We start from the raw sequence: 14,378 nt of genomic DNA, 5'->3' as shown, positions 1-14,378 counted from the left end.
GCCGCCGCCGCGGCCACCCGCCCGCCCGTCGCGCCCCCGGCCGCCGCCTTCGCCGCCGACCCGGCCGCGTCCCGGGCCGGCCTCCATCCGGAACCGGAGCCCGCCTTGTGAACACCCTACGAACCGTGCGACACCGGACCCCGGTCTGGCTCGCCGCCGCCCTCGGAGCCGCGCTGGCCGCGGCCTTCGTCCCGGCCGCCCCCGCGCACGCCACCACGGCGCTGAGCGGCTCCGGCTCCTCCTGGAGCGGGCCGGCCCTGGACCAGTGGCGGCGCGACGTGCTGCCGCAGGGCATCAACATCAACTACGCGGCCAACGGCTCGGCCACCGGCCGCGCCGACTGGTCCAGCGGCCTGGACGACTTCACCGCCTCCGACGTGCCCTTCCGCACCGGCGACGACATGGGCGCCAGCCAGGAGCAGCGGTCCAGCGGCAACGCCAACCGGGAGAACGCGCACTGGCGCTACTCCTACGTCCCGGTGACCGCCGGCGGCACGACCTTCATGTACAACCTGAAGATCGGCGGCAAGCAGGTCTCGAACCTGCGGCTCTCGCCGGACACGCTGGTGGACATCTTCACCAACAAGATCACCTTCTGGGACGACCCGGAGATCAAGAACGACTACCCGGGCGCCCTGCCGCACAAGCCGATCATCCCCGTGGTGCGCTCCGACGGCTCCGGCGCGACCGCGCAGTGGACGCGCTACATGGAGCACACGCACAAGGCACAGTGGGACGCCTACTGCGCCTCGGTGAACGGGGTCGCGTGCGGGGACTACACCGAGTTCTACCCGACGCCGACTGTCAGCAACATGCACGCCCAGAACACCTCGGACGCGGTCGCGGGCTTCATCATGTCCCCCGACGGCGAGGGGGCGATCGGCTATGACGAGTACGCCTACGCCAAGCTGAACAAGTGGCCGGTCGTCAAGGTCCTGAACCCCGCCGGCTACTACACCGTCCCGACCGCTTCCAACGTCGCCATCGCGCTGACCGCGGCCAAGATCCGCGGCGTGGACGACAACACCTCGCCGGACGACACCGACTACCTCCAGCAGAACCTCGACGGGGTCTACGTCAACACCGACCCCCGGTCCTACCCGATCTCCAGCTACAGCTACATCATCGTGCCCCGCGACACCGGCGCCATGCCGCCGCTGCCCCGGGCCACCACCGACCACGGCGCCGCGCTGTCCAAGTACGCCGCCTACATCCTGTGCAGCGGCCAGGCCGAGGCCGACCAGCTCGGGTACTCGCCGATCCCGCGCAACCTGGTGCGCGGCGGGATGCTCCAGATCTCGCACATCCCCGGCCAGCAGTCCGGGGTGGACCCGAACACCCTGGCGAACTGCCGCAACCCCACCTTCGACAGCTCCGGCCGGCTGACGGTGCTCACCGACGCGCCGCAGCCGAGCCCCTGCGACGCCAAGGGCTCGGCGCTGAACTGCGTCCCCGGCGCCACCGGGGGCACCTCCGGCGGCACGTCCGGCGGCACCTCGGGGGGCACCTCCGGCGGGACCGGCGGGACCAAGAACAGCACCACCGGCGGCAAGAGCAGCGGGACCACCGGCGGCACGTCCGGCGGCACCTCGGGGGGCACGTCCGGGGGGACCGGCGGCACCTCGGGCGGCACCGGCGGGACCACCGGCGGCACGACCGGCGGCGTCGCGGGCGGCACGACCGGGGGCACCGGCGGCGACACCGGCGGGGACGCCTCCGGCACCGTCGACCCGCTGACCGGCCAGGTCGACACCGCGGGCGGGACCTCCGGGGGCAGCTCCGACGGCTCGCTCGGGAACAGCATCGTGGTCGCCGACGTGCCGGCCCGGCACGACCCCCGGCTGCTGGCCTCGCTGACCGCGCTGGAACTGCTCGCGGTGCTGGCCCTGCCGCCGGTCCTCGGCAGCGTCCTGGTACGCCGCAGGCGGCTGGCCGCCGCGACCCCGGCGGACCCGGATCAGGAGCCGAAGCCGTGAGCGCGCCGACCACCGCGGGCACCGCGACGGCCTCGGACGGCTCGTCGGGCGCCGGAGAGCTCCCGGACCCGGCGGCGCCGGCACCCGCCGGGTCCGGGAGCGCCGACGCGGCCGACACCACGACGGGTACCGCGCCCGGCACCACGACCGGCACTCCGTCCGACACCCCGACCGGCACCCCGACGACCGGGGCCTCCGGGGCCGGCACCGGGGCCGATCCGGGTGCCGATTCCCCGGCCTCCGCGCCGGCATCCGCGACGTACGCGAACACGGCGCCGACCACCACGTCCGCGTCGGCGCCGCGAACCGCTCCGGCCCGCGCCGCCGCCCGGGCCGGCCGCGGGCTGCGCGCCGTCCGCGCCACGGCCGTCTCCGCGACGCTGGCCTCCGGCCTCCTGCTCGGCTTCGGCGTCTACACCTTCGGCCTGACCGGCTTGCAGGAGCAGCACAGCCAGGCGCTCCTCTACCGGCAGCTGGACAGCCAGCTCTCCGACGGCACGGCGCCGACCGGGCCGGTGAGCGACAGCACGCCGCTGGCGATCCTGGACATCCCGGCGATCGGGCTGCACCAGGCCGTGGTGGTGGAGGGCACGACCGGCGCGGACCTGGCGCGCGGGCCCGGGCACCTGCGGGACACCGTGCTGCCCGGGCAGGACGGGGTCAGTGTGCTGCTGGGCCGGCGCGGGACGTTCGGCGCGCCGTTCGCCGACCTGACCAAGCTCAAGGTCGGCGACCGGATCGGGGTCACCACCGGACAGGGCCAGTTCACCTACACCGTCAACGTGAAGGGTGAGGGCGGCCAGGTCATCCGGGACGCCTTCAAGGACCGGCTGGTGCTGGCCACCGGCGACTCGACCTGGATCCCGACCCACGTGGTCTCGGTCGGCGCCCGCCTGGAGGGGACGCCCGCGCCGGCCGCCGGACAGCGGGTGCTGCGCGGCGACCTGGACAAGCCGCTGGCCTCCGACACCGACGCCTGGTCGGCGCTCCAGCTGTGGGCGCTGGCGCTGGCCGTCGCGGTCGGGCTGACCGTGTGGCTGGTCTCGGTGTGGAACCGCCGCGCCGTCTACCTGTCCGCGGCGCCGGTGCTGGCCGCCCTGCTGTGGTGCGTCTACGAGAACGCCGCCGTCCTGCTGCCCAACCTCTACTGAACCTGGGACCACGATGACAGAGATCGAAGAACACGGCGCGGTCGCGACCTCGCCGGCGCCGACGGCCGCGGACGCGCCGACCGAGCAGCTGCCGGCCCTTTCGCCGGGCCCGGCCGGCGCGGTCGACGGCGCCGCGCCCGGGGGCCGGCTGGTCGGCCTGGAGACCCGGGAGCTGTCGGCCTGGTTCGGCGACCACAAGGTTCTGGAGCGGGTGTCGCTGGCGATGGCGCCGGGGGAGGTGACGGCGCTGATCGGGCCGTCCGGCTGCGGCAAGTCGACCTATCTGCGGATCCTGAACCGGATGCACGAGATGGTGAAGACCGCCAAGCTGGCCGGGGAGGTGCTGCTGGACGGCGCCGACGTCTACGCCCCCGGCCGGCGCCCGGCCGACGTGCGGTCCCGGGTCGGCATGGTGTTCCAGCGTCCGAACCCGTTCCCGGCGATGTCCGTGTACGACAACGTGGCCAGCGGGCTGAAGCTGGCCGGGATCAAGGTCACCAAGGCCCGGCGGGACGAGCTGGTGGAGACCAGCCTGATCAAGGCCGGGCTGTGGATCGAGGTGCGCAACCGGCTGCGCTCGCCCGGCGGCGCGCTGTCCGGCGGCCAGCAGCAGCGGCTGTGCATCGCCCGCTCGCTGGCCGTGGAGCCGGACGTGCTGCTGATGGACGAGCCCTGCTCGGCGCTGGACCCGACCTCGACCCGCCGGGTCGAGGAGACCATCGCCGAGCTGCGCGGGCGGCTGACGATCGTGATCGTCACGCACAACATGCAGCAGGCCGCCCGGGTGTCGCAGAACTGCGCGTTCTTCCTGGCCACCCACGACACGCCGGGCCAGATCGTGGAGGCCGGGCCGACCACGCAGCTGTTCGAGGACCCGCGGGACGCGCGGACCGCGGACTACGTGAACGGGCGCTTCGGCTAGGCCGGCGGTGTCCGCCCAGGACGTCCCGGGCTGCCCGGGACGTCCTGGACGTCCGGGACGTCCTCAGGACGCGTCGAGCAGCCCGGCGTCCCGGCCGACCAGCGCCGCCTGCACCCGGTTGGCCACGCCGAGCTTGGCCATCACCCGGGAGACGTGCGCCTTCACCGTGGCCTCGCTCAGATACAGGGCGCGGCCGATCTGCGCGTTCGAGGATCCGCGCGCCACCTCGGCCAGCACCTCCCGCTCGCGCGGCGTCAGGTCGGCCAGCAGCTTCGCGGCCTGCTCGGCGCGGTCGGCCACGCGCAGCCCGGTGTAGTGGTCCAGCAGCCGCTTGGTCACCGGCGGGGACAGCATCGCCTCGCCACGGGTCACCACGCGCATCGCCGAGATCAGGTCGCGCGGCGGGGTGTCCTTGAGCAGGAAGCCGGTGGCGCCCAGGCGCAGCGCCTCGAAGATGTAGGCGTCCAGGTCGAAGGTGGTCAGCATGACCACCGGCGGCGGGGCCTCGGTGGCCATCACCCGGCGCAGCGCCTCCAGGCCGTCCACCCGGGGCATCCGCACGTCCATCAGCACCACGTCCGGCCGGTGCCGGGCCACCGCGTCCAGCACCAGCGAGCCGTCCTCGGCCTCGGCCACCACCCGCAGGTCCTCGGCGGTCTCCAGGATGGTGCGCAGGCCGGCGCGGACCAGGCTCTCGTCGTCGACGAGCAGGATGCGGATCATGGGACGGGCTCTCCGGGGTCGGCGTCAGGCGGCGGCGTTCGCCGGCCCGGCGGTCGCGGCGGCGGTCGCGGCGGTCGCGGCGGTCTCGGGCGGGCGGCGGGGCTCGGGGGTCTCGGGGACGCCGCGGATCCCCGGTCCGGTCCTATCATCATCGCCGGGGCCGGCGTCCGCCATGACCAGCGGGGATTCCCCGGACCGGTCGGGCTCGCCGCGCCGGTCCCGGCGGTCCCCGCCGGCCGGCACGTCCTTTTCCTCCGACAAGCATGAAATGTCGTGCTCACCCGGTTCATGCTGATCATCCGGCTCGTCCAGCTCCGGCCGGGCCGCGGCCTCCGGCCACGGCAGCCAGGCCAGCACCAGGAACCCGCCGCGGGCCGTCGCCCCGGCCTCGAAGTGCCCGCCGGCCACCTGCACCCGCTCGCGCAGCCCGGCCAGGCCGGAGCCGGAGCCGGGCAGCGGGGTGACCAGGGCGCGCGGCGCCAGGTTCTCCACCCGCACCTCCAGCCCGGCCCCCGGGGCGCCGGCCAGGCGGACCGTCGCGGCCGCCGTCGGCGCGTGCTTGTGGATGTTGGTCAGCGCCTCCTGCACCACCCGGTAGGCGGCGCGGCCCACCGCCTCCGGCACGTCGGCGTCCAGGCCCAGGCTGCTGTTCGGGACCAGCACCACCGGCACGCCGGCCGTGGCCGAGCGCTCCACCAGCCCGGCGAGGTCGGCGAAGCGCGGCTGCGGCGCCAGCGGCGCCGAGGTGTCGCCGCTGGCCAGCACGCCGAGCACGTCGCGCAGGTCCTCCAGCGCCGAGCGCGCGGTCTCCCGGATCAGGCCGGCGGTCTGGCGGGCCATCTCGGGCCTGGGGCGCTCGGTGATCTCCAGCCCGCCGGCGTGCAGCGCGATCAGCGAGATGCGGTGCGCCAGCACGTCGTGCATCTCCCGGGCGATCCGGGTGCGCTCGGCCAGCCGGGCCGACTCGGCCCGGGCCTCCTGCTCGGCCTCGGCCCGCTCGGCCCGGTCCTGGAGCGCCACCAGCCGGTCGTGGCGGGCGCCGATGTAGGCGCCGGACAGCGCCACCACGGCGATGGCCAGCGAGCTCATCACCGAGTCGCCGAGCGAGATCTCGCCCCGCTTGACCGTGTCCTCGGCCACGATCACCGCGCCGGAGACCGCCGTCATGGTCCACATGATCCGGTCCCGGCGGTGCACGGCCAGCGCGAAGACCATCATCGTGATCGGGACCTCGACCTGGGCGATCAGGCACAGCACCATGGCCAGGACGGTGATCCGCTCCGGATGGGTGCGCCGCCACCACAGCGAGACCGCGCCGATCAGGGCCAGCGAGGTCTGGTAGCCGGCCAGTATCAGCTGGTTCTTGTCCAAATGGTCGTACAGGTCCCCGCCGGCCTCCAGCAGACCCAGCGAGATGACCGCGACGTCGCGGGCGCGCGGGAGCCAGGCCGGGGATTTCACCCCTTCAGCGTAGGTGGGCCGGACCAGGGCGCACGTCCTACTTTCGTAGGGGAACGATGGGATCATGACCCGGGACCAGGCCGGTCCGCGCACCGGCGAGTACCTCGGCGCCACCGCCGAGGAGCTGGGGCACTGCACCCCCGAGGAGATGGCGGCGGCCGGGGTCAGCCAGCACGCCCAGTTCCACCGGCACGGCGTGATCAGTCTCACGCCCGACGCCCTGGTGCTGACCGGCTGGCACGGCCCGGACCGCCCCGAGCCGCTGGTGCTGCGCCGTGCCGACATCCTGGACGTGCAGACCCGGTACACCGAGCTCTACGGCCGGTTCGTCGGCGGCCTCCTGAACTCCGGCAAGCCCTTGATCCTGAACACCCGTACGGTGGGACAGATCTATTTGCTGATCGACTGGAAAGAGTTCATGGAGACCACGCACGACCGGCGGTGGGCGGCGGCCGTCAAGGCCTGGCTGACCCCGGAGCGCGCGGTTCCGGACCACGGAGGGGGAGCCGGCGATGGCCGATGAGGAGGGCGCCGCGGTCTCGGTCGACGACCTGGCGTACGACGCGCTGCTGGAGTGGATCGCCGACGAGGTCGCGCCGTACGTGGGCGAGGGCCGGGTGGCCGACTACATCCCGGCGCTGGCCCAGGTCTCCCCGGACCGGTTCGGGCTGGCCCTGGCCACCGTCGACGGCCGGCTGTACGGCGTGGGCGACTACCGGGAGCGCTTCTCGCTGCAGAGCATCTCCAAGGTCTACAGCCTGGCGCTGGTGATGGCCCGGGACGACGGCCGCCTGCGCGGCCGGGTCGGGGTGGAGCCCTCGGGCAACGCCTTCAACTCGCTGATCCAGCTGGAGTACGAGCGCGGCATCCCGCGCAACCCGTTCATCAACGCCGGCGCGCTGGTGGTCACCGACCTGCTGCACACTCTGACCGGGGACGCGGCCGGCGCGGTGCTGGACTTCCTGCGCTCGGAGGCCGACGACCACACCGTCACCATCGACGGCGCGGTGGCCGCCTCCGAGGCCGAGCACGGCGATCTGAACCTGGCCCTGGCCCACTTCATGGCCGCCTACGGCAACATCGAGAACCCGGTGGACGTGGCCGCCGACCACTACTTCCGGCACTGCTCGATCGCCATGTCCTGCGCCGAGACCGCGCTGGCCACGCTGTTCCTGGCCCGGCACGGCGTGCGCGCCGACGGCTCGCGGCTGCTCCCGGTGCTGGGCGCCAAACGGGTCAACGCCCTGATGATGACCTGCGGCGCCTACGACGCGGCCGGGGAGTTCGCGTTCCGGGTCGGGCTGCCGGCCAAGAGCGGGGTCGGCGGCGGCATCGTCGCGGTGGTCCCGGGCCGGGCCGCGCTGTGCGTCTGGTCGCCGGGCCTGGACCAGCACGGCAACTCGGTGGCCGGGGTCGAGGCGTTGGACCGGTTCACCACCGCGACCGGGTGGTCGGTGTTCTGACGGATCCGCGGCCCCGGTCCGGCCGAGCAGGCCGCGTCTGTCGGACCGTCCGGTTATCGTGAGGGCGTGTCCACGACCACAGACCGCGACACCGTCGCCGACCAGCTCGAACCGTTCCGCCGGGAGCTGACCGCGTACTGCTACCGCATGCTCGGCTCCGCCTTCGAGGCCGAGGACGCGGTGCAGGAGACCCTGCTGCGGGCCTGGTCCAAGTTCGAGGGCTTCCAGGGCCGCTCGCAGCTGCGGACCTGGCTGTACCGGATCGCCACCAACGTCTGCCTGGACATGGCTCCGGCCGCGCAGCGGCGGGCCCGGCCGATGGACCTGTTCGGGCCCGGGTCGGCCGCCGAGCCGAACCTGGCGCGGCTCGAGGAGAACATCTGGGTCGGGCCGATCCCGGACGAGCGGGTGCTCGGCGGGGACCCGGCCGAGGTGGCGGTCGGGCGGGAGAGCATCAAGCTGGCGTTCATCGCCGCGCTCCAGAAGCTGGCGCCGCGCCAGCGCGCCGTGCTGATCCTGCGCGAGGTGCTGGCCTGGTCGGCGGCCGAGACCGCGGAGCTGCTGGACAGCACCGTGGCGTCGGTGAACAGCGCGCTCCAGCGGGCCCGGGCCACCCTGGCCGAGAGCGGCGGCGCCGAGGGCGACGTGGCCAAGCCGCTGGACGACGAGCAGCGCGCGTTCCTGGCCCGGTACGTCCGGGCCTTCGAGGCCTTCGACATCGAGGGCCTGACCGAGCTGCTGCGCGCCGACGTGTCGCTGAACATGCCGCCCTACGAGCTCTGGCTCCAGGGCGTGGAGGAGCTGCGCACTTGGTGGAACGGCGTCGGCTGCGGCTGCCGCGGCTCACGGCTGCTGGAGGTCACGGCCAACGGCACGCCGGCCTTCGCGCAGTACCGGCCGGCCGAGGACGGCGACGGCTGGACGCCGTGGGCGATCATGGTGCTGGAGATCCGGGACGACCGGCTGGCCGGCCTGGCGAACTACCTGGACACCGACCGGCTGTTCCCGCTGTTCGGCGTGCCGACGCGGCTGGCGGCGGACGGCAGCCCGGTCTGAGGCTCAGCCGCCGCCGGGATCGCGGCGCTTGTGCGGCTCGGCCGGCTCGGCCCGCGCGGTCGGTTCGCCCTGCTCGGCCGGCGTGGCTGGCTCGGCCGGTTCGGTTGGTTCGGCCGGTTCGGCGCCCGAGTCCTCCGGCTCCGCCCCGCACATACCGTCCGGCGAGATCGTGAACACCTCCTCCAGCCCCGTCACCGCCAACAGCAGCCGCAACCGCTGCCCGACGCCGGTCAGCACGAGGTCGCACCCGCTGCGCCGGGCGTCCAGCCGCAGGCGGGCCAGTCGCTGCAGGTCCTCGCGGGTCGGCCGGTCGATGGCCGAGGCGTCGTAGAGCACTATCCGCTTCACACCACTACAGACCGGTGCCGGGCCGCCGAATCATCGATCCCGCGGAAAAACATCGCGGGGGAGCGATGAGTCCGGCGCCCGCCGGTCGTCTGACTGGTTGAAGCGACCACATGGAGCTGACCGAGACGATCACGAGGAGCGACATCATGCGCAAGATCACTGTGGGCCTGTTCTCCGGCGCCGACGGTGTGGTGGCCGAGCCCCAGACCTGGCACTTCCCCTACTTCGGCGAGGAGCTGGGGGCGGCGGTCATGAAGCAGATCGGCGAGACCGACACCGTGCTGTTCGGCCGCAAGACCTACGAGGGCTTCGCCGAGTCCTGGCCGGCCCGCGAGGAGGCCAAGGGCGACGACTACCTGATGGCCAAGGCGCTCGGCGACAAGCGCAAGATCGTGGTCTCGCACTCGCCGCTGGAGTTCACCTGGCGCAACTCCGAGCAGGTGCAGGGCGACCTGATCGAGTACGTCAAGGAGCTCAAGGCCGAGGAGGGCGGCACGATCGGCCTGTCCGGGTCGGTGTCGGTGGTGCGGCAGCTGATGCGCGCCGGGCTGCTGGACGAGCTGCACCTGTACATCCACCCGGTGGCCGTCGGCAACGGCCTGCGGCTGTGGGAGGACGACCTGGACGAGCCGCTCAAGCTGAAGCTGATCTCGTGCGACGTGTTCAAGACCGGCACGCTGCACGTGGTCTACGGGCCGGCCGACTGAGCGGCGGCCGGCCGGCGGCGCCGGTCAGTAGGACCGGTCGCCGCTGCCCCCGCCGCTGTCGTCGTCGCCGTGGTACGGGTTGCCGTCCCGGGGCGGCACGATCTGGGTCGGCGCCGAGGGGGACCCGTAACCGCCGTACTCGGGGGTCGAGGACGGCGGGGACGACGAGGGCGCCGAGTACGGCGATCCCGGGCTGAACGAGTAGTCCGGGCCGGAGGTGGGCGTCGCCGAGCCGTACTCGTAGCCGGACGGGGGACCCCACGAGGCGTTGGACCCGCCCCCGGTGTCGGACCCCTCGGTGATGCCGTAGGTGATGACGGCGACGAGCCCGATCAGCCAGCCGGCGAACAGCCCGAACAGCATCCCGGCCGTCAGCATCGCGTAGTAGGTGTCGCCGCGGGCGAACCTGGTGCCCGCCGGGTCGAAGGCGCTGAGCACCAGCGAGGTCCCGGCGATGGCGCTGCCGGCGGCCACGGCCAGCCCGGCGGCCGCCCCGGTGGCGAACCAGGTCCCGGCGAACAGCGCCCAGCGGCCCCGGCCGGCCGCCACGCCGCGGCAGACCAGCATCGTCAGCAGGAACAGGAACAGCACGGCCAGCAGCGCCGAGGCCAGGTAGCCGGCGAAGATCCGGCCCGACTCGCCCGAGGCGGGGGAGGCCCGCCAGTCCAGCGCGCTGAGGGCCTGCACCGGCGTGGCCGTCCAGCTGTGCACGGTGTCGTCCCTCTCACCGGTCATCCGCGCCAGGCGCCAGGTCCTCGTGCCCGAGTTGTCGAACGCCGCGACCAGGATCAGCAGCGCCAGCGCCGAGATCCCGGCTATCAGCGTTCCGCGCCGGGCGGAAACGGTCTCCGTCATCCAAAAGCCCCCTGTCGACTGTCCGCTCCCTGACATTCTGTCCTCGGGATCTTGCCGTGGGTAGCCCCGCGGTTACCCGCGCGGGCCGGATCCATGCGGTGCGGGGGAAGCCGGTCCGAGGACGATCTACGCTGAGGAGGTGACCGATGACGCCGCACGCCCGCCCGAGCCCGCGCCCCGCACCACGGCGGCGTCCCGCACCATGCTGTCCCACATCATGGGACCCACGGAGGTGAACCTGCTGGGCACGGTGCACGGCGGCGTGGTCATGAAGTTCGTCGACGACGTGGCCGGAGCGGTCGCCGGCCGGCACTCCGGCGGCCCGGCGGTGACCGCGGCGATGGACGAGATGCAGTTCCTGAACCCGGTCCGGGTCGGCGACCTGGTCCACGCCTACGCGCAGGTCAACTGGGTGGGCGCGACCTCGATGGAGGTCGGCGTGCGGGTGATGGCCGAGCCCTGGAACGAGGCCGGCACCGCGCCCCGCCACGTGGCCAGCGCCTACCTGGTGTTCGTGGCGGTCGACGACAAGGGCCAGCCCCGGGGCGTGCCGCCGCTGGTGCTGGAGACCGACCTGGACCGCCGCCGCCACGCCGAGGCCGAGATCCGCCGCAGCCACCGCCTGGCCCGGCGGCGCGCCATCCAGGCGGCCCGGGCCGGGGCGGTGGGCGGAACCGGATCTGCGCCCGAGGCCGAGGGGGCGGACGCGTGAGCGCCGCGGACGGAAGCGCCCAGCGCCTGCGCCTGGTCCCGGGCACCTTCGTGGTCGAGCACCTCCCGGCCGCCGTGGCCCCGCCGAACGGCTGGATCGCGCTGGTCCGCGCCCCCGAGGGCCTGACCGTGGTCCGCGAGGTCGTTGAGCGCGACTCGGCCGGCGCGGACCTCTGGCGCGCGCTTTACGGCGGCGACTCCGCGCACGGCCTCGACCTGCCGGGCATGCTCGCCGCGCTGCTCGGAGCCCTGGCCGCCGCGGCGGTGCCGGTCTTTGTCGCCTCGACCTTCCACGCCGACCTGGTGCTCGTGCCCGAGCACGCCGTGGAGCGCGCGGTCGAGGCGCTGCGGTCGGCGGGCCACACGGTCGACTGAGCGCCGGACCACAGCGGGTGGTGGGCTCGGGCTCGGCCCACGGTCCGCCTAGTGGCAGATGTCCGAACTCGCCGCTCGCACCGCCAGCGGCGTCGCCTCGGCGACGTGGACCTTCTTCGCATGCTTCTTCGCCGCCGCGGCCGCCTCAGCGGTCGTCGTCGCATCCTGGGTATCGCCGGTGCTGCCTGCACTGCTTGCACTCGCGCTCGGCGCGGGCGCCTGGGCCGCCGAGGGCGCGGACCCCACCGCCGAAGCCGCCACCGTCTCCACCGGCTCGTCCTTCCGCAGCGCGTCGAACAGCCGCTGCGCCACCGTCCCGTCCCACAGCACCGTCGACCCGATCCCCGGCGCCTGGTAGTTCACGTCCGCCAGCGGCATCGAGACGAAGCGGATGCGCTCGCGCGGCAGGTTCTTGACGGCCAGCGCCAGCTTCAGCATGTCCTCGGTGCTCAGCGCCGAGTCGGTCCGCACGGACGCGGCCGCGGCGCGCACCAGGCCGGAGAAGCGCGCCGGATCGGCCAGCACGTCCGAGGACGCCACCCGGTCCGCCAGCGAGCCCAGGAACTGCTGCTGGCGGTGGATCCGGCCCAGGTCGCTGCCGCCGGTCAGGGTGTAGCGGGCGCGGACGTAGGACAGCGCCTGCACGCCGCCCACGTGCGAGACCCCGGCCGGCAGGTCCAGGCCGCTGAGCGGGTCGTGGGCGGCCTTGGGCAGGCACACGTCCACGCCGCCGACCGCGTCCACGATGGCGGAGAACGCCGAGAAGTCCACCTGCACGTAGTGGTCGACGCGGATGCCGGTGTTGCGCTCCACGGTCTCTACCGTCAGCGCCGGGCCGCCCAGGTCGAGTGCCGAGTTGATCTTCGCCTTGTGCTCGGGCCGGGTCGCCGTCGCCGGGATCGTGACATAGGAGTCGCGCGGGATCGACAGCAGCGTCAGCGACTTCTTGTCCGCCGCCAGCTGCGCCAGGATCATCGTGTCCGAGCGCTGGCCGTCGGCCGAGGCCTGCGACCCGACGTGGAACGCGTCCTGGGCGTCGGAGCTCAGCCCCAGCCGGGTGTCCGAGCCGACGATCAGGATGTCGGTGGCCGGGGAGTCGGCGGGCCGGTCCGCCAGGCCGCCGAAGACGTCGGCGCGCACCGTCGCGGCGTCCACCGCGTCGGTCACCGACCAGCCGTAGCCGGACACCGCCAGGATCGCGGCGGACAGCGTGCCGCCGGTCCAGGCCGCGGCCAGCCGCACCGCGCGGTGCCGGTCCCGGCGCCGATCGCCCTGCCGATTGCCGTTCCGATCGCCGTTCCGGTCGCTGTGCGGATCGCCGTTCCGATCGCCGTTCCGGTCCCGGCGCGGTCCCGGCCGGCGGTTCGGGCCGCGGCCCCGCGGCGCACCCGGGGCGGGCCGGCGGCGCAGCAGCTCCGCGAGGTTGTCCATCATCCGTCCTCCACGGCGGTTGCGATGCCGGGTCCCCCGCCACGCCCGCGGGCCTTCCGAACAGCCTGTCACCATCCCACCGCACTGTGTGCTTACGCCACGCCGCCGTCGGCCGGGCCGGTAATCTGACCGACGATGAACGTCTCAGAACCCTCCGCGGCGACCACCGGGCAGGCCACGGCGCCCTGGCCCGCGGTCTCGGTGATCATGCCGGTCCTCGACGAGGAGCGGCACCTCGCGCACGCCGTGGCCGGCGTGCTGGGCCAGGACTACCCCGGCGAGCTGGAGTTGATCCTGGCCATCGGCCCGAGCCGGGACCGCACCCAGCAGATCGCCGACGAGCTCTCCGCCGCCGATCCGCGGGTGCGCAGCGTGCCGAACCCCTCCGGGCGCACGCCGTCGGCGCTGAACGCGGCCCTGGCCGAGGCCAAGCACGCCGTCGTGGTCCGCGTCGACGGCCACGGCGAGCTGGCCCCGGGCTACATCTCCACCGCCGTGCGGCTGCTCGGCGAGACCGGCGCGGCCAACGTCGGCGGCGTCATGCGCGCCGAGGGCGTGACCGTCTTCGAGCAGGCCGTGGCCCGCGCCATGACCAGCAAGCTCGGCGTCGGCAACGCCCGCTTCCACACCGGCGGCGAGGGCGGCCCCTCCGACACCGTCTACCTCGGCGTGTTCCGCCGCGAGGTGCTGGACGAGCTCGGCGGCTACGACGAGCACTTCACCCGGGCCCAGGACTGGGAGCTGAACCACCGGATCCGCGAGTCCGGCCGGCTGATCTGGTTCGACCCCAGCCTGTCGGTGACCTACCGGCCGCGTCCGAGCTTCAAGGCGCTGTCCAAGCAGTACAAGGAGTACGGCCGCTGGCGCCGGGTCGTCATGCGCACCCACGCCGGCACCGCCAACCTGCGCTACCTGGCCCCGCCCGGCGCGCTGGTCGCGGTCGCCACCGGCACCGTCGTGGGCCTGGCCGGCCTCACCGGCGGCCCGGCGGTCGCCGCCCTGGGCTTCGTGGTCCCGGTCGGCTACCTCGGCGCGCTCACCGCCGGCGCGCTGTACGAGTCGCGCGGCCTGCCGGCCGGCGTCCGGGCCCGGCTGCCGCTGGTGCTGGCCACCATGCACGGATCCTGGGCCTACGGGTTCCTCACCTCCCCGGCGCGCCTGGCCAAGGCCGTCGGCAAAGCCGCCAAGAAGTAGCCGCA

15 protein-coding genes are annotated in these 14,378 nt (G+C 74.0%); 10 read left to right on the top strand and 5 right to left on the bottom strand.

What is annotated here, in order from left to right; genetic code table 11:
• The first annotated feature begins 125 nt into the window (after positions 1–125).
• The 3 genes from ABD481_RS37440 to ABD481_RS37430 are packed head-to-tail and all read left to right on the top strand — an operon-like array spanning position 126 to position 4,049.
• Positions 126–1,976 carry a substrate-binding domain-containing protein gene (locus tag ABD481_RS37440; protein ID WP_344670610.1) on the top strand — a complete coding sequence of 617 codons (1,851 nt, stop codon included), beginning with the start codon at positions 126–128 and terminating at the stop codon, positions 1,974–1,976.
• The gene (locus ABD481_RS37435; RefSeq protein ID WP_344670609.1) at positions 1,973–3,127 is read left to right on the top strand and encodes a sortase; all 1,155 of its coding nucleotides are present in this window, start codon (positions 1,973–1,975) and stop codon (positions 3,125–3,127) included. Before ABD481_RS37440 ends, ABD481_RS37435 begins: the two co-directional genes overlap by 4 nt.
• A gap of 13 nt (positions 3,128–3,140) precedes the next feature.
• A complete protein-coding gene (locus ABD481_RS37430) occupies positions 3,141–4,049 on the top strand; it encodes a phosphate ABC transporter ATP-binding protein (RefSeq protein WP_344670608.1) in 909 nt (302 codons plus the stop codon).
• Between the two features lie 63 nt (positions 4,050–4,112).
• On the opposite strand, the gene ABD481_RS37425 is transcribed toward ABD481_RS37430, so the two are convergent.
• Both ABD481_RS37425 and ABD481_RS37420 read right to left on the bottom strand, forming a co-directional pair.
• Positions 4,113–4,772 carry a response regulator gene (locus tag ABD481_RS37425; protein WP_344670607.1) on the bottom strand — a complete coding sequence of 220 codons (660 nt, stop codon included), beginning with the start codon at positions 4,770–4,772 and terminating at the stop codon, positions 4,113–4,115.
• A gap of 24 nt (positions 4,773–4,796) precedes the next feature.
• A complete protein-coding gene (locus tag ABD481_RS37420) occupies positions 4,797–6,233 on the bottom strand; it encodes a sensor histidine kinase (RefSeq protein WP_344670606.1) in 1,437 nt (478 codons plus the stop codon).
• A 64-nt stretch (positions 6,234–6,297) separates the two neighbouring features.
• Between ABD481_RS37420 and ABD481_RS37415 the strand changes: the two genes are divergently transcribed.
• From ABD481_RS37415 to ABD481_RS37405, 3 genes are all read left to right on the top strand, one after another.
• Positions 6,298–6,756: a hypothetical protein gene (locus tag ABD481_RS37415; RefSeq protein ID WP_344670605.1), complete on the top strand. Its 459-nt coding sequence runs from the start codon at positions 6,298–6,300 to the stop codon at positions 6,754–6,756.
• Entirely contained in the window at positions 6,746–7,696 is a 951-nt protein-coding gene (locus tag ABD481_RS37410) for a glutaminase (protein WP_344670604.1), read from the top strand. Before ABD481_RS37415 ends, ABD481_RS37410 begins: the two co-directional genes overlap by 11 nt.
• 66 nt (positions 7,697–7,762) lie before the next feature.
• Entirely contained in the window at positions 7,763–8,752 is a 990-nt protein-coding gene (locus ABD481_RS37405; RefSeq protein WP_344670603.1) for a sigma-70 family RNA polymerase sigma factor, read from the top strand.
• 3 nt (positions 8,753–8,755) lie between these two features.
• On the opposite strand, the gene ABD481_RS37400 is transcribed toward ABD481_RS37405, so the two are convergent.
• On the bottom strand, positions 8,756–9,100 hold the full coding sequence (locus tag ABD481_RS37400) for an STAS domain-containing protein (protein ID WP_344670602.1): 345 nt from the start codon (positions 9,098–9,100) through the stop codon (positions 8,756–8,758).
• A gap of 146 nt (positions 9,101–9,246) precedes the next feature.
• Between ABD481_RS37400 and ABD481_RS37395 the strand changes: the two genes are divergently transcribed.
• The gene (locus tag ABD481_RS37395; RefSeq protein ID WP_344670601.1) at positions 9,247–9,807 is read left to right on the top strand and encodes a dihydrofolate reductase family protein; all 561 of its coding nucleotides are present in this window, start codon (positions 9,247–9,249) and stop codon (positions 9,805–9,807) included.
• Positions 9,808–9,831: 24 nt separating this feature from the next.
• Here the strand turns inward: ABD481_RS37395 and ABD481_RS37390 are convergent, their stop codons facing one another.
• On the bottom strand, positions 9,832–10,662 hold the full coding sequence (locus tag ABD481_RS37390; RefSeq protein WP_344670600.1) for a hypothetical protein: 831 nt from the start codon (positions 10,660–10,662) through the stop codon (positions 9,832–9,834).
• A gap of 139 nt (positions 10,663–10,801) precedes the next feature.
• Between ABD481_RS37390 and ABD481_RS37385 the strand changes: the two genes are divergently transcribed.
• Positions 10,802–11,374, top strand: a complete 573-nt coding sequence (locus tag ABD481_RS37385) for an acyl-CoA thioesterase (protein WP_344670599.1) — start codon at positions 10,802–10,804, stop codon at positions 11,372–11,374.
• Positions 11,371–11,748, top strand: coding sequence for an ACT domain-containing protein (locus ABD481_RS37380; protein WP_344670598.1), 378 nt, complete (start codon positions 11,371–11,373; stop codon positions 11,746–11,748). The genes ABD481_RS37385 and ABD481_RS37380 overlap by 4 nt, the downstream gene beginning before the upstream one ends.
• Positions 11,749–11,796: 48 nt before the next feature.
• On the opposite strand, the gene ABD481_RS37375 is transcribed toward ABD481_RS37380, so the two are convergent.
• Positions 11,797–13,182 (bottom strand): LCP family protein, encoded by a 1,386-nt coding sequence (locus tag ABD481_RS37375; protein WP_344670597.1) that lies wholly within the window; start codon positions 13,180–13,182, stop codon positions 11,797–11,799.
• A gap of 132 nt (positions 13,183–13,314) precedes the next feature.
• Between ABD481_RS37375 and ABD481_RS37370 the strand changes: the two genes are divergently transcribed.
• The gene (locus ABD481_RS37370) at positions 13,315–14,373 is read left to right on the top strand and encodes a glycosyltransferase family 2 protein (RefSeq protein WP_344670596.1); all 1,059 of its coding nucleotides are present in this window, start codon (positions 13,315–13,317) and stop codon (positions 14,371–14,373) included.
• Positions 14,374–14,378 lie beyond the last annotated feature (5 nt).

This window comes from Catenulispora yoronensis, assembly GCF_039531695.1.
Classification (GTDB): domain Bacteria; phylum Actinomycetota; class Actinomycetes; order Streptomycetales; family Catenulisporaceae; genus Catenulispora; species Catenulispora yoronensis.
The sequence above is the reverse complement of the archived record's forward strand: the minus strand, read 5'-3'. Positions and strand labels throughout refer to the sequence as shown.

Coding starts and splice junctions, on each gene's coding strand:
- ABD481_RS37395 (WP_344670601.1), top strand. CDS start 9,247: ATGCGCAAGATCACTGTGGGCCTGTTCTCCGGCGCCGACGGTGTGGTG.
- ABD481_RS37370 (WP_344670596.1), top strand. CDS start 13,315: ATGAACGTCTCAGAACCCTCCGCGGCGACCACCGGGCAGGCCACGGCG.
- ABD481_RS37410 (WP_344670604.1), top strand. CDS start 6,746: ATGGCCGATGAGGAGGGCGCCGCGGTCTCGGTCGACGACCTGGCGTAC.
- ABD481_RS37430 (WP_344670608.1), top strand. CDS start 3,141: ATGACAGAGATCGAAGAACACGGCGCGGTCGCGACCTCGCCGGCGCCG.
- ABD481_RS37390 (WP_344670600.1), bottom strand. CDS start 10,662: ATGACGGAGACCGTTTCCGCCCGGCGCGGAACGCTGATAGCCGGGATC.
- ABD481_RS37415 (WP_344670605.1), top strand. CDS start 6,298: ATGACCCGGGACCAGGCCGGTCCGCGCACCGGCGAGTACCTCGGCGCC.
- ABD481_RS37425 (WP_344670607.1), bottom strand. CDS start 4,772: ATGATCCGCATCCTGCTCGTCGACGACGAGAGCCTGGTCCGCGCCGGC.
- ABD481_RS37375 (WP_344670597.1), bottom strand. CDS start 13,182: ATGATGGACAACCTCGCGGAGCTGCTGCGCCGCCGGCCCGCCCCGGGT.